The sequence below is a fragment of the Gemmobacter aquaticus genome (assembly GCF_007859075.1).
GTDB classification, from domain to species: Bacteria; Pseudomonadota; Alphaproteobacteria; order Rhodobacterales; family Rhodobacteraceae; genus Gemmobacter; species Gemmobacter aquaticus.
In genome coordinates, this window is sequence record NZ_VOAK01000025.1 from 1 (window position 1) to 24414 (window position 24414).

Consider the following 24414-nt stretch of genomic DNA (forward strand, 5'->3'; position numbering starts at 1 on the left):
CCACCGGGGTGGAGGTCTGCGACGCCATGGTCCACGGCGGACCCTACCCCGCATCCACCAACTTCGGCGCAACCTCCGTCGGAACCATGTCCATCCGACGCTTCCTGCGACCCGTCAGCTATCAGAACATCCCGGAAAACATCCTCCCAACGGACATCGCATGATGACAGACAATTGCCGCGCTGACTGGATTGCGGTCGACTGGGGAACCAGTTCGCTCAGGGCTTGGGCGATGACGGGCGATGTAGTGATTGACGCGCGGCAGTCCGACGATGGCATGGGGCGGCTTGGGCCGGGCCTGTTCGAGCCGGCCCTGACGCAGCTGATCGACGACTGGCTGGGCGATAAGTGCCTGCCGGTTCTGGCCTGTGGCATGGTCGGTGCACGGCAGGGCTGGTCCGAGGCGGCCTATCGTCCGGTGCCTTGTGCTCCACTCGGTGCCCCTTTCCACCGCATCCACCCCGATGATCGCCGGTTCACCGTACATATCATTCCGGGCTTGTCGCAACTTGACCCCGCCGATGTCATGCGCGGCGAGGAAACTCAGATCGCGGGGTTTCTGTCCTCTGAGCCAGACTTCGAGGGTGTCCTTGCGCTGCCAGGCACGCATAACAAATGGGTCACGCTGCGCAGCGGCCTGGTCACGGGGTTTCGCACCGTGATGACGGGCGAGGTGTTTGCGCTTCTGTCCGGCCAGTCGGTTCTGCGTCATGGCATGGGGCAGGGCTGGTGCGAAACCGCCTTTGCAGAGGGGGTGACCGCCGCGATCGAACGGCCTGCCGATCTGCCGCTCGCGCTTTTCGCGCTGCGGGCAGAAGGGTTGTTGAAGGCCCTTGCGCCGGATGCTGCGCGGGCGCGGCTGTCGGGGCTGTTGATCGGTGCAGAACTTGCCGCGACGCGGCCCATGTGGCAGGACGCACCAATTGCCTTGCTTGGTGCCGGGCGGCTCTCGCAGCTTTATGCGATCGCGCTTGATCTCGCGGGGGCCAAGGCCCGCGTCACCGACGGCACGGCGCTGACCCTTGCGGGCCTGACCCGTGCCTTCCGTCTGCTGCAGGAGTCCCCATGACCTCACGCCCCATCATCGCTATTCTGCGCGGTCTTACCCCGCCCGAGGCTGAACCCATTGCCACTGCACTGATTGAAGCTGGCGTCGATCGGATCGAGGTGCCGCTGAACTCGCCCGAGCCATTGCAGAGCATTGCAGTGATGGCGCGGGCCTTTGGCGCCACGGCGTTGATCGGTGCCGGGACGGTGCTTAGCGTCGAGGACGTCGCGCGGGTTCAGGATGCGGGTGGGCGGCTGGTTGTATCGCCCGACTGCAATCCTGCGGTGATCGCAGCCACCAAGGCGCGCGGCATGCAATCTTTTCCGGGTGTGTTCACCGCGACGGAATGCTTTGCCGCACTTCGGGCGGGGGCGGATGGGCTGAAGATTTTCCCCGCCTCTATCATGGGGCCGCAAGGGATCGCGGCCTTGCGCGCGGTGCTGCCGCCGGTCTGTCCGGTCTATGCGGTGGGCGGCGCAGGGGTGGATAACCTTGCTGAATGGCTGCGCGCAGGGGCCAGCGGCTTCGGGATCGGCACCGCGCTCTATCGTCCGGGGGATGATGCCCGCACGGTTGGGGAAAAGGCGCGGGCGCTGGTCGCGGCCTATGATCGGGCAACCGGGAATGGCTAAGGTCTTTGACGCGCGCTCGTGCTTTCTGGGCGAGGGACCCCTGTGGCACCCGCTGCGGCGCGAACTCTTCTGGTTTGACATCATTGGAAAGCGCCTTCTGTCGCGCCGCGACGCCCAGCAATCGGAATGGCAGTTTGACGAACATGTCTCGGCTGCCGGATGGATCGATGAGGATCATCTGATCATTGCCTCGGAAACCGGGCTCTGGCGCTTTGATATCCCGACCGGCGACCGGCACCTTCTGGTCGCGCTGGAGGCTGACAATCCGGTGACGCGGTCGAACGATGGCCGGGCCGACCCCTTTGGCGGTTTCTGGATCGGGACGATGGGAAAGCGGGCCGAACCGGGCGCTGGCGCGATTTACCGCTTTTTCCGGGGCGAGGTGCGGCGCCTCGTGGATGGTATCAGCATCTCGAATTCGATCTGTTTCGCACCCGATGGAGCATGTGCGTACTACGCCGATACCGCCCGGCAAAAGGTCTGGCGGGTCGGGCTGGATACCGATGGTTGGCCCGTCGGCACACCCGCGCTCTATCTGGACCTTGAGCCTGAGGGGCTATGGCCGGACGGGGCGATCACCGATGCCGAGGGCGGGTTCTGGAACGCGCAATGGGGGGCGGGCCGGATCGCGCGATATCTGCCGGACGGACGGTTTGACCGTTCAATCGCGGTTCCGGCGCCGCATGTGACGTGTCCGGCGTTTGCAGGGGGGCGCCTGATCGCCACCTCGGCGCGAGAGGGGCTGAGCGCCGATGCGCTGGACGCGGCTCCGCTGTCCGGGCAGGTGTTTGATCTGGGGCAGGTTGCGTTGCTGCGACCTGAGCCCAGTGTGAACTGCTGACCAAATCGTTAACGATACTTTACCAGTACGTTAACCTTCGTGCTAGGCTGGTGTCCGGGTTGGGCCGACAGCAGCGCGGGGGCAGGTGTGGCGGCTACGGACGACATCGCGCGGGCGTGCAGAATCAAGGTGATGCCATCGCCTTGGGCAGCAGGTCTTGCCGTGGCTTTTGCCCGCTGGAACGGCGAACATCCCGCAATTTCTGATCTGGCGACGGGCACCGGCCCGGATGCGGCGTCTGCTTGCGCGCGGGCCCTGGGCGAGATGGCCGAGAACCTGTCAATTGGCGCGGGCAGCCATCCACAACCAGTGCCCGCCATCGGGCGGGATGGCAAGGTTATCGTCGCTGACTCTCGTATGCTGATACCCGCTGGCAGTGCAGATCCGGGCAGTGAGGGTGTCGCAGCCGGTGAAACCATGGCCGAAGCGAAGATTGCGGCCCTCTATGAGCGGATCGAGCGCGCGGCGTATGCGCTGTGGTGGGGCGGCGGGCTGGCGGCACGGAAGGCGCATCTTCCCACGCCTTTGCTAAGGCAGTACCGGCAGGCGCAGACACAGCGACGCTCGATGCTGTGGCATCTGCCGCTGATGAACGCAGTCACGATCTGCCTTGTGCTGACCGATGACGGGCAGTGCGGGCAGATCGCCATGGGCACAGCGGCACACAGCGATCCGCACCGTGCAGCCGATGCCGCATTGCGCGAGGCGCTGCAGGCCGAGATTGCCTGGCTTGCCCCGCCGCACCACCCTGATGTCGTGCATCGCGATGCGATGCACGCGGCTCTGCGCTCTCGCCTGCCCGTATTGCTGGGGGCGGGCCGCACAGTGGTGGATCGTGGCGGCGACGGTGACCCTCTGCTGCGGATCGAGGCGGAGTTGGTCGGAAGGGGGTTGGATTGGGGCTATGCTGATCTGACCGCAGCCGGGATCGGTGTTCCGGTCGTGCGCTGCGTGATCCCCGGCTGGCCGCTGGCCCGGCCGATCCTGATGTCACCCAACCGTGCAGATGGCGCAGCGGTGACGCAGTCTCTGGCGTCCTTCGCATATGCCGCTGCAGTTGGAGGGTGACATGGCGCCGGAGGATGATGTGACGCCGGGGGGCTACATGATCTGGCGGGGCAACCCGGCGGCAATTCTGCCACCGCCGACCCTGCCTGAAGGCAGGCGCAGCTTCGGCTGCGCGGCCATGGCGCGGCCTGCCGATCTGCACCGGGCCTGTGGTGGTTTGCGACATTCGGTCGAAACAGCCGTCGCGGCCAGCGCCAAGATCGCAAAGGGCTCGCGTCGCGAAGGGCGCATCCCGGCCGGCTACACCTATCTGGGGCAGCTTCTGGCGCATGACCTGTGCGCCCCGGCCGAGGGTGCCTTTGACTATCCACTGCAAGGTGCGGCGCCTGCCCCTGCGCCGTCGCAGCGGCAGTCCCGTGCTGTGCCCTTGCACCTTGAAACCCTGTTCGGGCCGATCGCGTTGAACAGGCCGCTGCCCGGCCTGCACCGATTTGCCCCGCATCCGGCATTTCCGATGTTTGCGGCCGATATCAACAGGGTCGCGCCCGGTGATGGGTCCAACGCGCGGGCCGATCTGCATGATGGCCGCAACGACGATTCCCCCATGGTTGCGCAGCTTTCGGCGCTGTTTGTCGAAGCCGCACATCGGGCCGAGGCTGCTTTTCGTCAGCAGGGCCTTGCAGCGGATGCCGCCCGCAGTGCGGCGCGGGCCAAGGTTGCGCGGCTGTGGCACCGGATTCTTGTGCAGGATTATCTGCCGCATCTATGCCTGCCCGGCCTGCCCCCGCCCGTTGCCGACCGGACCGGCCCGCGTGAGGTGCCTGTCGAGGTGAGCCACGCAATCCTGCGCATGGGGCACTGGATGGTGCGTAGCCAGTACACGCTCGCGGCGGATACCGTCCCGGTGCGCGAGCTTTTGGCCGGGCAAAGCGGGATTGCCGAAAAACGCGCCCGACCAGGGTTGGAGAACCATTGGCGCATCGACTGGCGCAACTTCTTTGAGCTTGACCCCGCGGTGCGGCCACAGCGCAGCTTGGCGCTGCAGACGGGGATTGCGGTCATGTTCGGCTCGGACTTCACGCTGCCTGCGGGTCTGCGCATCCATTCCGCGCTGGTGCGCAGCGACAATGATCTGGCGTTGCGCGATCTGGCGCGCAGCATTGACGGCGGCGTCCAGCGTGTCAGCGCTCTGGCGCGGCGGCTGCAGGGGCTGCGCACGCGCTATCCGCATTGGGTACTGTGGAGCGCCGACGCGCGCCGCACGATGATTGCCGACTGGTTTGCCGCAAACAATCTCAAGCCCGTCCCGGCCCTGCTGCGCGACCCGCCACTTTATCTGTACGCGCTGATCGAGGCGGGCAAAGGCACGACCCGTAAGGGCTTTGGTGGCGGTCGGCATCTGGGCGCGCTCGGCTCGGTCCTGCTGGGCCGGTCGATTGCCGCAGCCATCGTGGCGGCCGAGGCAGCCCTGCCACCCAATGATCCCGCACTGCCCGACCTCGACGCCATCACCACGATGCCTGACCTTGTTCGTTTCCTGAGCCAATGATTTGCGGAGAACCTGATGCCTGATCGCCAGCCCTTGCCTGATGTGAAATACGTCACCATCAACTTCACCGTCACTGGCGCCTTCATGGTGGCCATGTCACGGGAAAAGGCCTCGGCCCGACCGAAGACCGTGAAAACCTTCATGGCGAAGCTTGCGGATTATGCCCGTGCCCATGCCGAAACGATCTCGACCGGGCCGGGGCGGCGCGAAAAGGCCCCTGACGTGCCGAAGAAGCGTATCACCTCCCAGAAGTTTGAAGTGAGCTTCCGCCCGAACCCGGGCGATACCTCGCCAGATCCACTGGGTACCTGGGCGGTTGATGCGGTGCTTGAGGTGCGCAATGTCCGCCGTGGTGCCAAGATGAGGCTGTTTACCAACTCGGCCTCGAGCGTCCATATCCGCCTGCCGGAACGTCAGAATATCGCCGCCAAGGAAGACATTGCGCTGGATCATGAGGCGAACGGAACCCAGTTCGACAAGATGCCCTATATCGACGACTACTTCTCGGGCAAGAAGTCGGCGATGGAGTTCGTCTGGGACAATGTCGGTGACTATACCACGCGGTCCTGCCGCTGATCCTCAAGCGTTTCCAGCGCCTCGGCCACAAGATCAAGGCCGTGACCGCGGCGCATGGAACTGGCTGACAGGAACCAGCGCAGCGGATCAGGTGCCCTGTTCCCGCGCCAGCGGGCGGAAAGGTCGCGACAGAACCGCGCCCAGAACTCTTCGGCTTCCCGCGGCTTGCGCGCCATGACGGCCGCCGCCGCACCGTAGGCATAGGTAAAGGGAATGGTACCCTGCGACTTGTCCGCAAGCTCCATCGCCAGATCATACTGTCCCGACAGCAGCGCAACTGGGGTGCGGTAGCCCATCGAGACCCGGCAGACCCCTGAATCGAGTTGCGCAGCGGCCGTCGCCAGCCGAGCGGCGCGCGCGACATCGCCCGAAAGTGCCATCATCTCGGCCGCGCCCGACAGCCTGCGCGGGTTGCATTGCGACAAATCAGCCACCACCGAAGCCGCATGTGCAGCACTCTGCATGTCGTCGAGCAGGATCGAGCTCCAGCCGAACGCAAGCCAGGCGTCGCCGCGTTCCGGCGCCTCTGCTGTGATGGTTCGGCCGATCTCCAGCGCTTCGGGCACGCCCGCATGCACAGGGCCGATGCCCGGAAAGATCAGCTCCCGGCTGTTCAGAAGCTCGGCCAGACCCACGCGGGCACGCAAGCCCAGATCCCCGCCCGAGGCGACCGAGCGCAGCAGCGCCTCGGCCCGGCGATCGGCATCGGGCGACCAGTCTCGCATCAACCAGCGGGCGCGGATCAGCTTGCGGTAGTCGGCAAGTTCAGTGTCCGAATAGCTCTCGATCCCCGAGATGTAATGCGCCTCAAGCCGGCCGGTCAGGCGCATCGCCATGCGCTGCACCGCAAAGCCCGAGTTGCGCACCCAGTCGTCGCGGTGAAGCTGCAACGGCCAGGTCCAGAGGATCGCGCCCGAACCGAGGTCCTTGAGCGTGAGGATCAGGCGCATATCCTCAAGCCCCGGCGACAGACGGCCGCGCAGCTCATAGTTTCCGACGCGGGCAGGGGGCAAGAGGTCCGGCCCTGCCTCGATGGTGACCCAGTCCTCAACCGCGAAAAGGGCAGCACTGATTTCCGCCTGCACCGCCGAGATCACGATCTGATCCTCATCCGACAGACCCGCGAGGCTGAACGGATGCAGGAAGATGGTGATCCGCTCCTCGATCTGGGGCAGCGTGCTGGCCGAAGCCGTGCCCGAGAGCTTGAGCGAAACAGCAAGGGCCTGCGTCTCGGACGAAGGCTCGACATCAAAATCCTCGTCCAGCACCTCCCACAGGCGTCGATAGTGATCCAGCGCGGCGGCCTTGTTGCCCGCGGCGATCTCCAGTTGCATCAAACTGCGGGTGGCCTGTTCGTCCTGCGGCGTCAACTCGCGCAGTCGTTCGGCCAGAACACGTGCCTCGGGCCGGCCGGCGGCGGCCGCGAGCCGGGTTTGCAGCCCTTGGGTGATCTGTGCGAGCCACGCCGTACGACGTTCGATCAGAAACTGGTCGAACCCGGGATCGAGGCCCCAAAGATCAGCGGCAAACCGCGTTTCGGCATCTGACAGCGACAGCGTGGCCAGCGGCGCGGTATCCGCGGCATCCCACTGGACAAGGGCGCGCATCACTTCACAGGTGCAGGGCGTGAAATGCGCCCGGATATGCTGTCGGTCGCCTTCAAGCAGTACCAACGGGGCACTGTCGCGGGCCAGAACATGCAGTGTATTGCGCAGCGAGCCGCGCGCCTTTTCCGCATCTGAATCCGACCACAGAAGATCGGCCAACCGATCACGTGGGATGGTCGGCGATCCGGTAAGGCAAAACCATGCCAGGATCGCACGCTGCTTCTGGCCGCGAACTGGAACCTCGCGGCCATCTGCAATCAGGCTGAACCTGTCAAGAATCCGGTATCCACAGCCATTGGCCATGTTTTCGACAGTCCCTTTGCGACGCCCCCGACCCAAGGGATAGTTGAGCAGCGCAGGGGCGTCCACCCTTCATGGGCGTAAATGGGCTGTCGGCAAAGGAAAAACGGGCGATGGCCGGGGAGAGGCCATCGCCCGAGAACATTAACAATGAAATGGTGAAATCAGGGGTGAAATACAGGCACTGGTAATCACGCAGCGACGAAGCGGTTGGAGAATGCCTTTTCATCGGCCTCCGCCAGTCGTTTGCGGCACTCGATCAGAAGATCGACAAATCCGTCGATCTCCTCGGGGCCGTGTCCGGCCATCACGCGCAGACGCCAGACAGCAGCGCCCGGAGTCGCATGATTCGCCCCGATACGCTCGGACAGGTTGACGAGCGCACCATTGGCCAGAACCTCGGCCGTCAGGCGGCGGGCACGCGACAGCGGGCCCAACCGCACTGTAACCACCGGGCCAGGCTCACCGCGAAGCTCGAACCCGGCCTTAATCAGACGTTCCCGCAGATGCCGGGCGTTGGCGATCAGCGATTCCCGACGCTCGCGGCCATCTTCGGACGCGACGATTTCTAGTGCGGCAAGAACGATGGCCGCCTGAACGGGAGATACGGCATTGCTGTCACCCAGCGTGCTGCACGACAGTCGCAACGCGACTTTGACCGCCGGGTGGCTGGAGGCGACGAACCCGCCGTTCGCGGCAAAGACCTTGGAGAAACTGCCGACCATCACGTCGATCCGGCCCAGCATCTTCTGGATCTCTGCCACGCCGCGGCCGGTTTCACCCAGCACGCCCAGATCGTGCGACACATCGACGAGCAGCGTGGCCGCATGGCGCTTGCACAGCGCCTGCAGTGCGCGCAGGTCGGGCGCGTCGCTTTCGGTTGCGAACAGGGATTCGGTCACCACCAGAATGCCAGCCTGCGGGTCCTCATCGCGCAGCCGTTCCAGCCGCGAGGTAATCGCTTGCAGCGACAAATGCGGCATCCGATGAACCCGCGCACCCGAGGCCGCAGCCCCTTCGCGCAGGCAGTCATGTGCCAGCGTGTCGATCAGCACGTGATCGCCTTCGCGCACCAGCGTCCGGATCGCGCCATAGCCTGCGGCCCAGCCCGAGGGGAATACCGTCGCATCCTCGTAGCGCAGGAATGTCGCCAGCTGATCCTCCAGCGCGGTGGTGAGCGGATTCAGCCCCATCTGCACGGCGGTGCCTGCAGCGTGCACGCCGAACCGGCGGCCTGCCGCCGATGCCGCGGCAAGAATCCGCGGATGCGATGCGAGGTTCAGATAGTCCTGCGCCGCGAAATTGATGCCCGAAATGCCCCGGCCGCCCCTGTCGCGGCCCACAATCCTCGGACCGATTCGCGACCCGTTCATCTTGCAGGTGGCGTCAAAGCCAGCCTCAAGCCGGGCCTCCATCCATTCGGCCACCGGCAGCCAGCGGTCCATAACCGAGACGCAACCATCGTCCAGATGGTCCACGGCGATGGTATCCAAAAGCTCTGCACTGTCGAAGCGGCGGGTCATGGTCTGTCCTCTCGATGCGCCATCTGTTGGCGATGAGGACAAGATTGCACGGCCACCGTCAGTCTTCCGTCATTGCTGAAATGACGCTAGGTCAATAGGGTGGTGCGGGACTGCCGGTTTCGATCATCCATTTGAATTCAATCGTGGAATTTAGATGACATCATATGGGTGGGGTCATTGCCCAGTCCATCGGCCCAAATTGCCGGGCAAGAAATCGCGCTCGGATCACGCCCGGCTGCGACGCTGGCCAGTGGTGTGATGTGGGTTAGAACAACCAGCGGATGAGTGCAACGCCAAGCCAGACCCAGACCGCCGTGCCGCCGATGATGCAGGGAAGCAACCACCAGCCCGAAGCAAGACGGGCCTTGGATTCAGGGCGTTCCTTGCTGGCAACGGTGCTGGAGATGACGGTCATGTATTCCCCGGTCTGGTTGTGACAGGTCCCAATCAGGACAAGTCAAAGTATAGCTTTCACAGCGCAACAACCCTAGAGGGAAAATGCTTGACGTCTGGTTAATGGTGGATGAGTGGCGGGATCGTGCCAAGCGGAATTCCGCGCCCTCTGTGACTACGATTTCTGGCCGCCGATTCGCCTCGGCGGCCACACGCTTTTGGCGAGTTCTATAGATCAGGGCGACGGAACTGCGTTCAGCGCCGCAAGGGCTTGGGCAGGGCTTTTGCCGGAGCTTTCAGCGATCTTTGACAGGGGCAAATCGAGCGCCGCGACCGTGAAACCCGCATCGATCAGGGCCGCAGTGATATCTTGTGGCGCGACGTGCAACGCAGGAGCGATCTCGGCGACCGAAGCCTGCATCAGGCGGTCGGCAAAAGCGAACTGCGGCGGCCCGCCTGGACTGCCGTTTGCCGAGGTGCCGGGAAACATGAACACAGCCCCGGCAGCGAGCGAGATCATCAGAGCGACCACCATGGGGGCGTGTTTGAAGTAACTGATCATCGGGCGCCAGTTGCGCCAGATATGCAACCCGAAGGGCAGGATCAGCACGAGGCTGAGCCATTCGTGCATCGGATGAAACCCGCTCGGGCCAATATGAAGGAAGAGCGCGAGGCCCGAAATCAGCGAGACGAGAAACAGTCCGGTGATCAGCGGGGTGGCATAGCGATAAAGAACTTGGGGCATGACGAGACTCTGGCTTATGCGCGTTCAAACGATCTACGCACGTCAGATCCAGTTCCGTCGCAAGGATCTGCCGGTCAGCGCGAGCGCGGTCCTGCAAGCAGCCAGATCAGGAAACCGATCACCGGCAACAGCAGGATAAGCAGAACCCAGATCACTTTTGATCCGGTGCTGGCCGAGGAGTTGATGACCGAAACGATGGCCCAGATATCAAGGGCAAGGATAACAAGGCCCCAGAAACCGTTGAGAGCCGTTATGTTCAGTTCTGCGGGCATGATCGCTCCAGCCTTTGGTCAGGTGGCAACCGGCGCCGCAGGGCGACGCCGGTGAACCTTTCTATCAGCAGGCAGCTGTGTAGGTGCTGCCATCAGCGCGGCGATAGACGCACTGACCGGCGTTGTTGCGACCGATCATGTTGCCGGCGAGGCCGCCGACGGTCGCGCCGATGATCGCGCCCTGAGTGCGGTCAGACGAGCTGGACACGGCCGCGCCAAGCGCGGCACCGGCCAGCGCGCCGGTCGCCGTCGAATTGGTGACGGGGTCGCCGGTTTGGCAAGCGGCAAGAAGGGCAATGATCGGAAGGCCAATGGCAAGGCGACGGATTGACATGTGTTTCTCCAGAAAAGAAGTGTCAGGTGTTGGGACTATCTCGCAATTCTCTTTCTGCATCCAATCCAATCAACCTGCAACTGAAAGCAACCCCACTGACCGGCGAATTCTTGCGCAGGTATTTGAATCTGCGGCGTTTCGCAGGGATGGCCAAGGGCCGAGAGTTCGCCTTGGCGAAAGGCCGCTCGCCTCGCCACTTGTGACAGGCAATGAGGTGCCGGTTCAGCTTGCGACACTTTGATTGCAGGAACCGACATTTCTCCTCTTGCAAGAATCCCGCGGCTTTCATATTCACGGCGGCGGGAAACCCCTCCCCACCGAGGGGCGTTTATCTGGAAGGATACCATGGCTGATCTGATCGCCCCGGCACAGCGCCCGGCAAACCCGCGCTTTTCGTCTGGCCCCTGCGCCAAGATCCCCGGCTTCTCTCTCGACATGCTTGCTGATGCGCCGCTTGGCCGCTCGCACCGCGCTGCCGTGGGCAAGGCGAAGCTGAAAGAGGCGATCGACCTCACCCGCGAAATTCTGGGCGTGCCTGCGGACTACCGCATCGGCATCGTGCCCGCCTCGGATACTGGCGCCGTCGAGATGGCGCTGTGGAGCCTTCTTGGCGCCCGTCCGGTCGAGATGCTGGCTTGGGAAAGCTTTGGCGAGGGCTGGGTCACCGATGTGGTGAAGCAACTCAAGCTCGACGCAACCGTCAAGAAGGCCGCCTATGGCGAGATTGTCGATCTGGCCACCGTCGATTTTGACAAGGACGTGGTTTTCACCTGGAACGGCACCACCAGTGGCGTCCGTGTCCCGAACGGTGATGTGATCCCGGCAAACCGTGCGGGTCTGACGATCTGCGACGCAACCAGCGCCGCATTTGCGATGGACCTGCCCTGGGACAAGCTGGATGTCGTGACCTTCTCCTGGCAGAAGGTACTGGGGGGTGAGGGCGGCCATGGCGTGCTGATCCTGTCGCCCCGCGCGGTGGAGCGGCTGGAAAGCTACACCCCCGCATGGCCGCTGCCCAAGATCTTCCGGCTGACCTCCAAGGGCAAGCTGATCGAAGGCATCTTCGTTGGCGAAACCATCAACACGCCCTCGATGCTGTGCGTCGAGGATTACCTTGTGGCACTGAAATGGGCCCAGACCATCGGCGGGCTGAAAGGCCTGATCGCGCGGTCCGAGGCCAATGCAAAGGCGATTGCCGACTTCATCGCTGGCAAGGACTGGATCGCCAATCTGGCGGCTGATCCTGCGACCGCCTCGTGCACCAGTGTCTGCCTCAAGTTCACTGATCCGCGTATTGTGGACGGCGCAGCCTTTGCCAAGAACGTGGCAAAGCGGCTTGAAAAGGCGGGTGTGGCGCTGGACGCCGGCGCCTATCGCGATGCGCCTCCCGGTCTGCGCATCTGGTGCGGCGCCACGGTCGAGCAGGCCGATGTCGCGGCGCTGATGCCGTGGATCGAATATGCCTTCAACGCCGAGATTGCGGCGCTGACCGAGGCGGCCTGAGCCGACCTTTCGAGAGATGACATGATCCAGGCTGGGGATACGTCCCCATCCTGCTTGCCAAACACATGCACAGGAACCATCGCAATGGCCCCCCGCGTTCTCGTCTCTGATGAACTTTCCGAAACCGCCGTCCAGATCTTCCGCGACCGTGGCGTCGAGGTCGACTACATGCCGAAGCTCGGCAAGGACAAGGAAAAGCTGGCCGAGCTGATCGGCCAGTATGATGGCCTTGCCATCCGCTCGGCCACCAAAGTCACCGAAAAGCTGCTGGAAGGCGCCACCAACCTCAAGGTGGTGGGGCGCGCCGGCATCGGTGTTGACAACGTCGACATCCCGGCCGCCTCGAAAAAGGGCGTGATCGTGATGAACACGCCTTTCGGCAACTCGATCACCACGGCCGAGCATGCCATCGCCATGATGTTCGCGGTTGCCCGCCAGATCCCTGACGCCAATGCCTCGACCCATGCCGGCAAGTGGGAGAAGTCGAAGTTCATGGGGGTTGAGCTGTTCAACAAGACCCTCGGTGTGATCGGGGCCGGCAATATCGGTGGTATTGTCTGCGACCGTGCGCTTGGCCTGAAGATGAAGGTCATTGCCTATGACCCCTTCCTCAGCGAAGAGCGCGCCAAAACGCTGGGCGTGCACAAGGTTGAGCTGGAAGAACTGCTGGCCAAGGCTGATTTCATCACCCTGCACGTGCCGCTGACCGACAAGACCCGCAACATCCTGTCGCGCGAGAACCTCGCCAAGACCAAGAAGGGCGTGCGCATCATCAACTGCGCCCGCGGCGGTCTGGTGGATGAGGCCGCGCTGAAGGACGCGCTGGATTCGGGTCACGTGGCCGGTGCCGCGCTCGATGTGTTCGAGGTGGAGCCAGCAACCGAGAACGTGCTCTTCGGTCATCCGAATGTCGTCGTCACGCCGCATCTCGGCGCGTCGACCACCGAGGCGCAGGAAAACGTGGCGCTGCAGGTGGCCGAGCAGATGTCGGACTATCTGCTGACCGGCGCCGTACAGAACGCGCTGAACATGCCCAATGTCACCGCCGAGCAGGCGGCGGTCATGGGCCCGTGGATCAAGCTGGCCGGTCATCTGGGGGCCTTCATCGGCCAGATGACGGATGAGCCGATCCGCGCCATCAACATCCTCTATGATGGCCGTGTGGCCTACATGAACATCGCCGCGCTGAATCAGGCGGTCATCGCCGGTGTGCTCAAGGCGCAAAATCCGGATGTGAACCTTGTGTCGGCGCCGGTTGTTGCCAAGGACAAGGGCATCCAGATCTCGACCACGCGTCAGGACAAGTCGGGCTCGTTCGATGCCTATATCAAGGTGACCATGGTGACCGACAAGCGTGAGCGGTCGGTGGCCGGTACCTGCTTCTCGGACGGCAAGCCGCGCTTCATCCAGATCAAGGGCATCAATATCGACGCCGAAGTAGGCGCCCATATGCTCTACACCACCAACGAGGACGTGCCGGGCATCATCGGTCTGCTCGGCATGACCATGGGCAAGAACGGCGTGAACATCGCGAACTTTACGCTTGGCCGCTCGGGCGTGGGGCAGGACGCGATCGCGCTGCTCTATCTGGATCAGGCTATCGACCCCAAGGTGGTCGATACGCTGGAGGCGACAGGCATGTTCAGCCAGGTCAAGCCGCTGCAGTTCGAAGTGGCCTGAGGCAAGGTGCAGATAAACAGAAGGGCCGGGGATTTCCCCGGCCCTTTGTCATTCATGGCTTGTGCTGGCAGGGCTTGTTCTGCTGGGCGTCATGGTCGGGGTCTGCGCCCGGCACTGGATCATAGCCCGACCCGCCCCAAGGATGGCATCGGCAGACGCGGTGGACGGTCAGCCAGCCACCCTTGACGCCACCGTGCCGCTGCAGCGCCTCAAGCGCATAGGCCGAACATGTCGGTTGATAGCGGCAGCCATGGCCCACCCAGGGCGACAGAAGCAGACGATAGGCCCGGACGGGCAGTGCAAGCACATGGGCCAGCGGGGTCATGGCTCGGCCCGTGGTGGCCTGTCGCGGTGGATCTGGCGCAATGCGCCCTCCAGATCGGATTTCAGGGCAGCGAAATCGCGGCTGACGGTAACACCCGGGCGGCCCACAAGCACATAGTCCCAGCCCGGCTGCGCAAGGGGTGGCAGAACGGCGCGCACCACCTCGCGCAGGCGGCGCTTGGCGCGGTTGCGCATCACGGCATTGCCGATCTTCTTGGAGCAGGTAAAGCCCACACGGACGGCATCCGACCCGTCATCCCGGCGGCGCGCCTGCAGCAGAAAGCCCTGTGATCCCTGACGGCGGGCCGAGGCTGCGCGCAGGAAATCAGACCGAAGAGCGAGAATGGTATAGGGCAGACATGACAAAACCGCCGCTTTGGCGGCGGAAGCCCCCGCGACGCGGTCTGCCTCCTGTGCCAGCGGCGGTGTCATGGTCGCATCACCCCGAATGGCCCCTGTAGGGGGCCAGCCAAAGATCAGGCCGACAGCTTTTTACGGCCGATACGGCGGCGTGCAGCCAGAACCAGACGGCCGCCTTTGGTAGCCATGCGGGCGCGGAACCCGTGGCGACGCTTGCGAACCAGGTTCGACGGTTGGTAAGTGCGCTTCATCGCGGCTCTCCATAAGACTTGCGGCCCCAAGCCCCATCCGGAAGGGAAGGGATTCGAAGGGCCACGGCAACTGAGGCCCGTCCTTTAGGGGCGTAAGTCGGCCAAGTCAATTCGATTGCTGGGATTTCGGCAAGTTTTCGTGGTGGATTGGCATCTTGCCCCTGCGGCGCGATGGCACGCGCGGGCGCTGTGCAACCGTGAACGGGTTTGCTATGCCTGTTCCAAGCCGGTTCGCGGGCAATTTTAACAGTGCCCTGCGGCGGTTGGCGGGAAGACAAGCCGCGGCAGGCAGATTTGTCCCGGCCGTGCCCGAGGTGAAAAGGGAAGGCGACAAGACGGTGCGAAGGTTCGCGGCACGGATTCTGAACACGCTTTCAGGGCGCTTCCTGCTGCTGACCGTTGCCTTCGTCATGCTCGCCGAACTGCTGATTCTTGTCCCCTCGGTCGCGCGCTTCCGTCTGGACTATCTGCAACTGCGGCTGGAAAAGGCACAGATTGCCTCGCTGGCCGTCGAGGCCAGCAATGACATGGTCTCGGCAGATCTGGAGCGCGAGCTTCTGGCGAATGCTGGCGTCTTCAACGTGGTGCTGCGGCGCGACGAGGTGCGGCAACTGGTGCTGTCGTCGCCGATTCCGGAGCCCGTGGCGGCAACCTATGATCTGCGCATGGCCGGACCCTTTGACCTGATCCAAGGTGCGGCAACGGCGCTGCTCGATGGTGGCGATCCGGTGATCCGGGTCATTGGCCAGCCCGTTCAGCAGGCAGGGCTTCTGATCGAGGTCACGCTGAAGCAGGGACCGATGCGGCGTGAGATGGTGGACTATGCGCTGCGCATCCTGTTCATGTCGGCGCTGATCTCGGTGATCACGGCGGCCATGCTGTTTCTGGCGGTGCGCCAGCTGATGGTTCTGCCGATCCGCCGCGTGGTGCGCCACATGCAGGCCTATGCGGGTGCGCCCGAGGATGCGCGTCTGGTCATCACGCCAACCGCGCGGGTGGTCGAGCTGCGGGATGCCGAACAGGCGCTTGCCCGGATGCAGACAGAGCTGATCTCGGCCCTTCGGCAAAAGGAACGTCTCGCGCAATTGGGCGGCGCGGTCGCCAAGATCGCGCATGACCTGCGCAACATCCTGACCTCGGCCCAGCTTTTTGCAGACCGGATCGAGCAGAGCGCCGACCCCGGCGTGGCGCGGGCGGCGCCCAAGCTGATCGGTTCGATCAGCCGCGCGGTGAACCTGTGCGAATCGACGCTTGCTTTCGGCAAGGCCGAGGAGCACCCACCTCGCCTGAACCGCTTTGCGCTGCGCCCTGTCATGGAGGACGTCGCCGAGGGCGAAGGGCTGTCGCCGGTGTCCGATCCCTCGTGCCTGATCGACGTGGCCCCGGGGCTGATGATACGTGCCGATGCCGAACAGTTGCACCGCGTGCTGTCAAACCTCGTGCGCAACGCGCGTCAGGCGATCGACGCAACGGGCCGGTCGGGCACGATCGAATTGTCGGCAGGTGAGACCGATGCCGATTGGTGGATCCGTGTCGGCGACACCGGTCCCGGCCTTCCGCCCAAGGCGCGTGAGCATCTGTTCCAGGCGTTTCAGGGGTCGGTCCGCAAGGGTGGCACCGGCCTTGGCCTTGCGATTTCAGCCGAGCTGATCCGGGGCCACGGCGGACGGCTGGAGCTTGTGCGGTCAGACGCCGAGGGAACCGAGTTCATCATCCATCTGCCCAAATCCAGTGGTCCGGGGTTGGGCGAGTCGGCGACCGAGGCGGAACCGGGCAGTTTCGCTCTCGACGGATAAAGTTTGCAGTTTCGCGTTTTGGCTCTTGCATCGCCTCGTCGCCGGGGCTAAATCGCCCCTCACGACGGACCCGTAGCTCAGCTGGATAGAGCATCAGACTACGAATCTGAGGGTCGGGCGTTCGAATCGCTCCGGGTCCGCCACTTCCCCTACATAGAAAAGACTTACCGCTTCGGCGGCTCAGTGCACGCTGCCCATGCCTTGTGGCTGGCGCATTGCCAATTGCAGCCTGTGCTGACAAAGAGCTACACCTTTGCCCGAAAACTGGCATAAAAACGTGCAGTTTTAATCGGAATGTCTTGAACGGCCCCTCTCGGTGAATCATCTGCTTCCAGACGAAGCACGATTCGTGCGAGGCAGGGCGGGAATGTGGTGGTCGCGGCGTGCGGGCGCCATACTGTAAAGTTGTTTCGTGTCTGGTATGGGAAGTTGATGGTGCATTCAGTCAGGCCTGCGGTGGTTGACCAGATCGACCTCCTCGGAACCGCGCCGAACCGCGGAACTGATGAACCTGTCGTGCTGCAGATCATCGACAACCTCTCGTTGGGTGGCGCGCAGCGTCTGCTGATCACGCTGGCCAAACATGTTGCACGCTCCGCGCCTCTGCAGGTCTATGCGTTGAATGCAGCTGACACGCCGATGCGGGCTGAGCTTCTGTCTGCGGGTGTCCGCTTGCGGGAAACAACTGGAATACGGCTTTGGAGCCCGCTCTCTTGGCGTCGCGTCGCGTGTGCGATCCGCGAAAGTGGTGCGGACGTCGTGCATGTGCATCTGACCTATGCCACGATCCTTGCCGCGCCGATAGCCCGGATGCAGGGCAAGCGCGTTGTCGTCTCATTGCACAACGCAGACACTGCACGGGGCTCGGGTGGACGCCGACGGCTGCGTCATTCGGTGCTGCGCAGTCTCGAGGATCGGGCGCTCCGGTGGTTTACTGATCAGGTCGTATTCGTGGGCGCCAATGTCGCGCGGGCCAATCAGGGCCGCATCGGTGGCACGCCGGGCGTCACCATCCGCAACGTGATTGCTGCGCCGGAACCCGTCTCGGACGAGCAGAGGGCGTCGATCCGTCGCGCGATGGGTGCCAAGGCGCAGGACATCGTGCTGATCGCGACAGGGCGCCTGATGCCGCAGAAAGACCCGGCGGCCTTGCTGCGGGCCTTTGCGCTGCTTGCCGCCGAGGCGCCGGATGCCCGGCTCTGGATGGTCGGGGCCGGGCCGATGCAGGATGAAATCACCGCCCTTCGTGCCGCTTTGGGGCTTGAGGATCGTGTCGTGTTGACGGGCGAGCGCGGGGATGTCGCGCAGCTTCTGGCGGCGGCGGATGTCTTTGTGCTGTCCTCGGCCTGGGAGGGGCTGCCGCTTGGGCTGCTTGAGGCGATGGCGCAGGGCTTGCCGGTCGTGTCGACCGATGTGGGCGATGTGGCCGGGGTTTTGCCTGCAGCGGCCGGTGGCCTTGTCCCGCCCGGTCAGCCAGAGCGTCTCGCCGAGGCGCTGCGCCCCCTTTTTACCGATGCCGAAAGGCGCCGGGCCTGTGGCATAGCGGCACTTTCGGCATCTCGCGACTTTACCGATGTCGAGGGCTGGCATCGGCAGTTGCAGCGTCTTTACCGGGGCGAGACGGCGCGTGACCCTGCTACCGCTGCACAGGTCGCCGCCGGAGGGAGGGGCTGATGCCGCTTTCGCTGATCCTTGCCGCTGCCGTCGTACTGGGACTTGTCCCGGTTCTGCTGCGCCGTCCGGACTGGGCGGTCTTTTCGATGACCCTGATCCTCGGGCTCAATCTGAGCCACGTTCTGGCGGTAGAGCATGGGGTAGGCATCGGCAGCCTTGCGCTTTTCGCCGGCATGGCCGGCCTCGCCGTGGCCAATACGGTCGTGCATGGCGACCGTCCGACCGGCATGTCGCGCTATCTGCTTGCCGTGACAATCTGGCTTCTGGCCGTTCTCAACTCGGCAGTCTGGTCATGGGCGCCAGAATCCCCACTGAAGTATCTGCGAGAGTTCGCGCCGAATGTCCTTCTGTCGGCGGCGCTGCTTCTGTTGATCACCGACCGGACGCGCTTTCTCTACGCCTGTTACGGTCTGGCATCGGCGGCGCTGATCCTCGCAACCCTGACGGTGGTTCAATCGGCCTTCGGGCTTTGGGATCAGACGTTCCTTGGCCTCGCCAAGCACGCGATGGGCAACATCATCGACGAGGTGGATTCGCTGCGTCCGACCGGCCCGATCGAAGACCCGAACTACTTTGCCCAGATGTTGCTGCCGGGGCTTGGTCTCTGGCTGGGCGTGACCATTGTGGCGCGCAGCCTGACCTTCCGTCTGGCGGCGGGGCTTGCAGTGCTGATCGTGACTGCGGCGGTCCTGTTGACCTCATCACGTGGCGGGGTCGTGGCCCTTGGACTGATGGTTCTGTTCTGGCTGGTGCGGGAACGCAGGCTCGGTGTGATCGCTTTCCTGGCACCGCCCCTGCTTGCGACGCTCTTGCTCATGCCCGGCTACGCCGAACGGCTTGTCACGACCGCAAGCTCTGCCATCGCGGCCTTCTCGGGCGAGGATGTGAACGAGGCCTCTGTTTCGGGTCGTCTGGCCGAAATGGGGGCTGCCGCGCAGGCCTTTTCAGAGCATCCCGGCGCCGGACTGGGCTACGGCACCTTCCAGGACTTCTACCAGGCGCAATCCGTTCGACTTGATCTGAAGTTGCGCTCGGCCGACCGTTCGGCGCACAGCCTTTACCTTGAAGCCGCAGCCGAACAGGGCCTGCCCGGCCTTCTGGCGCTGCTTGTCCTGATCGGGCTTGCCTATCGGGCCGCGTTCCTGGCCCGAACGGCGGCACTTCGGGCGGGCGACACCCGTCTCAGGGCGATGATCGACGCCTTGATCGCCGGTGCAACCGGGTTGTTCGCGGCGTCTCTCTTCCTCCATGATGCCTATGGGCAGAATGTCTGGATCCCTCTGACGCTGCTTTTCGCAAGCGAGCGTGTCACCCTATTCTTCCCCAGCTTCGTTACGCCAAACAGAAAGCCAGTCCATGCCGGTTGACCCTGACCATCGCCACGCGCCACTTTCCCGCATGCCCGAGTGGCAGATCGCTGCGCCGATCCTTCATCACATCCGGCCGATCCTTCTGGCCTCGGTACTGGGCGCAGGCGTTGCATTCCTGCTGGCCGAAGCGCGCCCGGCACCGCATCCGGCCAAGGCCGAGCTCTTGATGCGGGTGGGTTATGAATACACGCCCGCCCCCGCAGACCCGACACGCGACTACCAGCAGGTGACCGTGCGGCTGGACGAAGCCATCGGAACCGAACTGCAGATCCTCTCAAGCCTGCCACTGATTGCGCGCACGTTGAAGGACGAGCCACACCCCCACGGCCCGGCAGTCGCCGACCTGACCGCGCAAGACGTGCTGGAGCGTCTTTCGGTAAAGCGCATCGAGGGCAGCACGATCGTCGCGCTGGAGTTGCTAGATGAGCGCTCGGACTGGGCCGCGCGCTTTCTCGACCGGCTGATCGCCAACTACCGGCAAGAGCGAAGCAGGCTTTATGGGCAGGATGCCTATACAGAGATGCTGACCGCTCAGCGCTCCGAGGCGGAGAGTGCCCTGGAGGCGGGGCGGGCAGAGCTTGCAGAGGTGACCCTGGCGATGATCCAGCAGACTGCCAAGCTGCGCGAGGGGATCTCGGTTCTCGCCTCAGATCCGGCACGGCAGGCAGAGTATCGCGATGTGCGGGCGGCGTTGGCGGCGCTTCAGCTGCGCCTCGCTGACCGGCAGACCACGCAGGGCGTCGTCGCCCTGCTGGATCGCATCGGATCCGATGAGAGCCCGGGTCTGGCCCCGACGACACCGGTTCCGCCGGGCTCGGTTGTCGCGATGGTTGATGACCTGGGGCGCATGGCAGACCGCATCTCTGCACTGAACACGGTCGAGGCGGAAGTCGGGACCCGCGTTGCCGCGCTTGACGATGCCCTGATGCGTCAGCAGGTGCGTGAACTTGGTAGCGCGAATGTCGAGGTGATGACGCCGCCCTATGTGTCTGATGAGGTGGCGGGGCTGTCATCCCTCACCAAGTCGGTGCTGTGGGGGATCATGGTCTTCCTTGCGGCTTCGGCAATCGCCGTCGTGCGTGCCGGGCTGCGCCGCCCTGAAGACGATGAGGATGGGGCGTCCATCAAGACTGAAACCGAAGAAGGCCATTCCGGTGGATCAACTGGCGCCTGACACCAATCTCCAGCCGCTGCCACCGGTGGTGATCGTCTGCCTGTCGATCCGGCACGGTGGAGTGGATGTGCGCGTGCGCCAAACCGCGCTGGCCCTTGCCGCGCGCGGGGTGGATCACCGCGTGGTCGTGATCCGCGACAGCGTGTTGCATCAAAGTCTGTCCGCTGCCGGGGTTGCGATCCATCCGCTTGATCGTGGGCGCGGCGATCCACGGATCGTGCGCGATATCCTGCGGCTGGCCCGTCAGATGGGCGCGCGGATCATCGATGCCCACAACACGCAGTCGCAGTACTGGGCGGTTGCGGCGGCGATGCTGGGCCGTATTCCTGGCCGGATCGCGACAACCCATTCCGTGTATTCCGAGGATCATCAGGGGGCCCTGCGCCAGCGCTTTCATGAAAGCGCGCTAGTTCTGGCACGGCTGGCCGGGTTCCGCTTTCTTGCGGTTTCGCGCAGCGTCGAGAATTACTTGCTCGGCCCGATGCATGTCCCGCCGGATCGCGTGACGCTCAGCCGGAACGGGATGGAGCCTCTGGGCCGTGATCCGGGACCGATTGATGTTCAGGCAGAGGCGGGCTGGCCAGCCGATGCGCTGGTGCTCACGATGATCGGGCGCCTGGATGCCCGCAAGGGGCACCGCTTTGCCATAGAGGCCCTGCGTCAGATCGTCGAGGCAGGCGAACGCCGCGCGCGGCTCTTCATTGCCGGGGCTGGGCGCGAAGAGCAGGTGCTGCGCGATCTGGTGGCGCAGACCGGCATGGCTGACTATGTTCATTTCGCGGGCTTTCGCAGTGATGTGCCCGAGATTCTGGCGCGCACGGACCTGTTTCTGCTGCCATCGCTGAGCGAAGGTCTGCCCTATACGGTACTAGAGGCCGCGCGGCAGGGCGTCCCGACGCTTGGCTCGCGGCTGGAGGGCACCGAGGATGTGCTGACCGATGGCGAGACCACCTTCTTCGTGCCAGCCGGAGACGTCGATGCGCTGCGGCAAAGCTTGCAGGCGCTGATCGACGATCCGGATCGCCTGCGTAGCGTTGGCGCTGCGGCACGCAGGCATCTGGAGACCTCGATGGGTGTTGAGCGGATGTTCGGCGAAACCTTCGAGACGTATCGCCGCGCGCTCGCCACAGGCAACTGACGATACCTAGCGCGAGGGCTTGTCCCATTTCAGGAAGCTGCGTCCAACGGCAATATCCCGCACGGCGAGCAGAATGGACAGGTTAGAGCGGGTGATGTGGTAGAACAGATGTGCGAGGCGCCAGCGGCGCCCCGTCCGGTCCGCCAGATATCCCGCCGCAGCTAGGCCAAATCCGATCAGTTGCAGCACCAGCGTCAGAGCAAATACCCACCATCCGGGTGCCAGCCAAACGACGATGATATTCGCGACGATTCCCCCGATCATCAGAAAGGGAAGCGCAATCCGTAGAACCTTATGCGACAGGAAGGCTGCAAGAACCGCTGGCCGCTTCAGTGGCCAGATCTCGGGCCGTCCGAGCAGCAGGATGCGCCCGGCGGTGATGCGGCGGCGGCGCGTCTGTTCCTCGGCGCTGGATTCGCTGGCCTCTTCCCAGCTGACGGCACGGGGGGCAAAGCGCACATTCCGTCCACGGGCCAGCGTCGACATCGTGATCCATGCGTCGTCATTGATGGTGCCAGGCGGCAACGGGCGCCAATCCTGCGCGCGGATCGCCAGCATGGAGCCCACCGAGGCGACCGTGGCCCCGATGGCGCTTTCCGAGCGGCGGATGAAATCCTCATACCGCCAGTAAAGCCCCTCGGACTTTCCGACGAGATCCCGCTCGGTCTTGGGAGGGCGCACACGATGCGATCCGCTGACGGCGCCGACAGTCGGGTCGGCAAACTCGGCCAGAAGGTGCATCAGCGCCTGACGTTCATACATCTCGGAGGCGTCCGAGAAAACCAGCACCTCTCCCGTAGCTGCCGCTGCACCGTAGTTCATCGCGGCGGATTTTCCGCCCCGCTCCGGCTTGTCCAGAACCTGCACATGTGCGGCAGCGCTGGCGGCACGTCGGGCGATTGTCAGCGTGTCATCGGTCGAGCCGTCATTCACCACGATGATCTCGTCCGGCGATGGATCAAGGGCCAGCGAGTTTGCAATCTTCTCGGCGATGACCCCCGCTTCGTTATGCGCGCAGATGATCATCGTGGTGCGCAGGGCGGGGATGCTCGCCGCCGACGGCTTGCGACGCCCCATCACCCGGGCCAGAAGCCCGAGGATCAGTGGGTAGAGCACGTAATGGTAAAGTTGCAGGCCCAGGCAAAAGATTGTCAGCGACGCAGCAAACCCGGCCAGTCCCATGCCCGAACCCCGCGCGCCGGTCAGACGCCAGTGTGGCGGTAAAGGCAGACGACCAGCGTCTGCACCAGAATTCCAAGGTCACCGCGGAAAGATTTTGTCCGAATATACTCGATGTCGATTTGGCACCGCTGAGCAAAGTCCTGCGGCTTGTTCAGCATCACCTGCCATGATCCAGTCAGCCCCGGCCGCACGGCAAGGCGCTGACGCTGCCACGGCTCGTAGGTGTCGGGCGAGTACGAATTGGCGCGCGGTCCGACAAGGGCCATATCGCCCCGGAGCACGTTCAGAAGTTGCGGCAGTTCATCGAGATAGAGCTTGCGGATCCAGCGCCCCGGCTTGGTGATGCGGGGGTCGTTTTCAAGCTTGAAGCCCGCGCCCTTGTCCTCGCTTAGCGCGACAAGCGTCTCTTTCATCTTTTCGGCGCCAGGAACCATGGTGCGGATCTTGAACAGGCGGAACGGGCGACCGCCGCGCCCATAGCGGGTCTGCGTGAAGAACACGGGCGACGACGGGTCATCAAGCTTCACGCACAGTGCAAGGATCAGCAGGATTGGCAGCACAAAGGGCAGTGCAAGGATAACCATGGTTACGTCAAACGCGCGAAACCGCCAGTCAGGCGTCCGGCCAAGCTGTATGGCCTGGTGTGCAGAGGATGCCCTCTCGGACTGATAGGATTGCGTGCCGGCTGCTACGTCGTTGCCTGCACGGATCAGATTTTGCGCCGCCGACAACTGGGCTTGCCGACTCGGGCCCATATCCAGATTTACCAATTTGCCACCCCCACAAAAAACAATCCAACACTTACAAAGTTCGGTTCCCGGCCGCATAGGAAGCCGGGCAAACTCGATCAAATCTGGTAGCGCCCCGGCCCAAACCGAAGCTATTTGCATGCGCCGCGCTTGACCAACCCGGTCGTAAACATGGGATCATTTCGACCCCGTGGCACATACAACAGCCAACCCACAACCGAGATTACCGGGACCAGCGGGGCCAAGTCTAGTCCTGCGCCGCATTTCAGCCGCAATTTCTGCGATGTGCGCAGGATGGCAACACTACCATTTCGGGATTGCGGCCAATTCGCCCAATAAATGGAAACTGTCATGCGATCTTGCGCGAAAGATCTTTTGCGCTAAC

Annotated in this window: 24 protein-coding genes, 1 tRNA gene and 1 pseudogene; 15 read left to right on the plus strand and 11 right to left on the minus strand. The window is 63.8% G+C overall.

The genetic code is table 11. The features are described from left to right. The 7 genes and pseudogenes from FQU74_RS19655 to FQU74_RS16920 all read left to right on the plus strand — a co-directional run. Positions 1-164 (plus strand): annotated as a pseudogene (locus FQU74_RS19655) (aldehyde dehydrogenase (NADP(+))); the annotation flags it as partial. Beyond that, positions 161-1069 carry a 2-dehydro-3-deoxygalactonokinase gene (locus FQU74_RS16895; RefSeq protein ID WP_308423080.1) on the plus strand — a complete coding sequence of 303 codons (909 nt, stop codon included), beginning with the start codon at positions 161-163 and terminating at the stop codon, positions 1067-1069. The pseudogene FQU74_RS19655 and the gene FQU74_RS16895, both read left to right, overlap by 4 nt. Beyond that, positions 1066-1680 carry a 2-dehydro-3-deoxy-6-phosphogalactonate aldolase gene (locus tag FQU74_RS16900; RefSeq protein ID WP_146287659.1) on the plus strand — a complete coding sequence of 205 codons (615 nt, stop codon included), beginning with the start codon at positions 1066-1068 and terminating at the stop codon, positions 1678-1680. Before FQU74_RS16895 ends, FQU74_RS16900 begins: the two co-directional genes overlap by 4 nt. Continuing rightward, on the plus strand, positions 1673-2521 hold the full coding sequence (locus tag FQU74_RS16905; protein ID WP_146287660.1) for an SMP-30/gluconolactonase/LRE family protein: 849 nt from the start codon (positions 1673-1675) through the stop codon (positions 2519-2521). Before FQU74_RS16900 ends, FQU74_RS16905 begins: the two co-directional genes overlap by 8 nt. Positions 2522-2653: 132 nt before the next feature. Further along, the gene (locus FQU74_RS16910) at positions 2654-3589 is read left to right on the plus strand and encodes a YcaO-like family protein (RefSeq protein ID WP_146287661.1); all 936 of its coding nucleotides are present in this window, start codon (positions 2654-2656) and stop codon (positions 3587-3589) included. A gap of 1 nt (position 3590) precedes the next feature. After that, positions 3591-5078, plus strand: a complete 1488-nt coding sequence (locus tag FQU74_RS16915; RefSeq protein WP_146287662.1) for a peroxidase family protein — start codon at positions 3591-3593, stop codon at positions 5076-5078. 15 nt (positions 5079-5093) lie between these two features. After that, the gene (locus FQU74_RS16920) at positions 5094-5654 is read left to right on the plus strand and encodes a hypothetical protein (RefSeq protein ID WP_146287663.1); all 561 of its coding nucleotides are present in this window, start codon (positions 5094-5096) and stop codon (positions 5652-5654) included. Here the strand turns inward: FQU74_RS16920 and FQU74_RS16925 are convergent. The 6 genes from FQU74_RS16925 to FQU74_RS16945 all read right to left on the minus strand — a co-directional run bounded on the left by FQU74_RS16925 (position 5630) and on the right by FQU74_RS16945 (position 10828). Continuing rightward, the gene (locus FQU74_RS16925; RefSeq protein ID WP_158635618.1) at positions 5630-7630 is read right to left on the minus strand and encodes an AfsR/SARP family transcriptional regulator; all 2001 of its coding nucleotides are present in this window, start codon (positions 7628-7630) and stop codon (positions 5630-5632) included. The genes FQU74_RS16920 and FQU74_RS16925 overlap by 25 nt on opposite strands. A gap of 122 nt (positions 7631-7752) precedes the next feature. Continuing rightward, on the minus strand, positions 7753-9084 hold the full coding sequence (locus tag FQU74_RS16930) for an aminotransferase class I/II-fold pyridoxal phosphate-dependent enzyme (RefSeq protein WP_146287665.1): 1332 nt from the start codon (positions 9082-9084) through the stop codon (positions 7753-7755). Positions 9085-9349: 265 nt separating this feature from the next. Further along, the gene (locus FQU74_RS19325) at positions 9350-9499 is read right to left on the minus strand and encodes a hypothetical protein (protein WP_158635619.1); all 150 of its coding nucleotides are present in this window, start codon (positions 9497-9499) and stop codon (positions 9350-9352) included. Positions 9500-9712: 213 nt separating this feature from the next. Beyond that, on the minus strand, positions 9713-10222 hold the full coding sequence (locus tag FQU74_RS16935) for a DUF4405 domain-containing protein (protein WP_146287666.1): 510 nt from the start codon (positions 10220-10222) through the stop codon (positions 9713-9715). A 74-nt stretch (positions 10223-10296) separates the two neighbouring features. Beyond that, complete coding sequence (locus FQU74_RS16940; protein WP_146287667.1) at positions 10297-10494, minus strand: PLDc N-terminal domain-containing protein; 198 nt, start codon at positions 10492-10494, stop codon at positions 10297-10299. A 64-nt stretch (positions 10495-10558) separates the two neighbouring features. Further along, complete coding sequence (locus FQU74_RS16945; protein ID WP_308423081.1) at positions 10559-10828, minus strand: glycine zipper domain-containing protein; 270 nt, start codon at positions 10826-10828, stop codon at positions 10559-10561. Between the two features lie 345 nt (positions 10829-11173). Between FQU74_RS16945 and FQU74_RS16950 the strand changes: the two genes are divergently transcribed. Then, a complete protein-coding gene (locus FQU74_RS16950) occupies positions 11174-12331 on the plus strand; it encodes a phosphoserine transaminase (RefSeq protein WP_146287668.1) in 1158 nt (385 codons plus the stop codon). 84 nt (positions 12332-12415) lie between these two features. After that, the gene (gene serA / locus FQU74_RS16955; RefSeq protein ID WP_146287669.1) at positions 12416-14011 is read left to right on the plus strand and encodes a phosphoglycerate dehydrogenase; all 1596 of its coding nucleotides are present in this window, start codon (positions 12416-12418) and stop codon (positions 14009-14011) included. 52 nt (positions 14012-14063) lie between these two features. On the opposite strand, the gene yidD is transcribed toward serA, so the two are convergent. Genes yidD through rpmH form a run of 3 tightly spaced genes read right to left on the minus strand, consistent with a single transcriptional unit; the run spans position 14064 to position 14946 of the window. After that, positions 14064-14336, minus strand: a complete 273-nt coding sequence (gene yidD / locus FQU74_RS16960) for a membrane protein insertion efficiency factor YidD (RefSeq protein WP_146287670.1) — start codon at positions 14334-14336, stop codon at positions 14064-14066. Beyond that, on the minus strand, positions 14333-14767 hold the full coding sequence (gene rnpA, locus FQU74_RS16965) for a ribonuclease P protein component (protein ID WP_146287671.1): 435 nt from the start codon (positions 14765-14767) through the stop codon (positions 14333-14335). Before rnpA ends, yidD begins: the two co-directional genes overlap by 4 nt. Positions 14768-14811: 44 nt before the next feature. Further along, the gene (rpmH, locus tag FQU74_RS16970) at positions 14812-14946 is read right to left on the minus strand and encodes a 50S ribosomal protein L34 (RefSeq protein ID WP_146287672.1); all 135 of its coding nucleotides are present in this window, start codon (positions 14944-14946) and stop codon (positions 14812-14814) included. A 410-nt stretch (positions 14947-15356) separates the two neighbouring features. Here rpmH and FQU74_RS16975 point away from each other — a divergent pair, with 410 nt between their 5' ends. The 6 genes from FQU74_RS16975 (at position 15357) to FQU74_RS16995 (ending at position 22098) form a co-directional block, all read left to right on the plus strand. Continuing rightward, on the plus strand, positions 15357-16742 hold the full coding sequence (locus FQU74_RS16975) for a sensor histidine kinase (RefSeq protein ID WP_229704431.1): 1386 nt from the start codon (positions 15357-15359) through the stop codon (positions 16740-16742). Between the two features lie 66 nt (positions 16743-16808). Continuing rightward, positions 16809-16885, plus strand: a tRNA-Arg gene (locus FQU74_RS16980). A 289-nt stretch (positions 16886-17174) separates the two neighbouring features. Next, positions 17175-18416, plus strand: coding sequence for a glycosyltransferase (locus FQU74_RS16985; protein WP_146287674.1), 1242 nt, complete (start codon positions 17175-17177; stop codon positions 18414-18416). Beyond that, positions 18416-19783, plus strand: a complete 1368-nt coding sequence (locus tag FQU74_RS16990) for an O-antigen ligase family protein (RefSeq protein WP_146287675.1) — start codon at positions 18416-18418, stop codon at positions 19781-19783. The genes FQU74_RS16985 and FQU74_RS16990 overlap by 1 nt, the downstream gene beginning before the upstream one ends. Beyond that, positions 19773-20960, plus strand: a complete 1188-nt coding sequence (locus FQU74_RS19330) for a GumC domain-containing protein (RefSeq protein ID WP_206665050.1) — start codon at positions 19773-19775, stop codon at positions 20958-20960. Before FQU74_RS16990 ends, FQU74_RS19330 begins: the two co-directional genes overlap by 11 nt. Continuing rightward, the gene (locus tag FQU74_RS16995) at positions 20941-22098 is read left to right on the plus strand and encodes a glycosyltransferase family 4 protein (RefSeq protein ID WP_158635621.1); all 1158 of its coding nucleotides are present in this window, start codon (positions 20941-20943) and stop codon (positions 22096-22098) included. Before FQU74_RS19330 ends, FQU74_RS16995 begins: the two co-directional genes overlap by 20 nt. A 6-nt stretch (positions 22099-22104) precedes the next feature. On the opposite strand, the gene FQU74_RS17000 is transcribed toward FQU74_RS16995, so the two are convergent. Then, complete coding sequence (locus tag FQU74_RS17000; RefSeq protein WP_146287677.1) at positions 22105-23280, minus strand: glycosyltransferase; 1176 nt, start codon at positions 23278-23280, stop codon at positions 22105-22107. Between the two features lie 20 nt (positions 23281-23300). Beyond that, positions 23301-24170, minus strand: coding sequence for a sugar transferase (locus FQU74_RS17005; protein WP_308423082.1), 870 nt, complete (start codon positions 24168-24170; stop codon positions 23301-23303). Positions 24171-24414 lie beyond the last annotated feature (244 nt).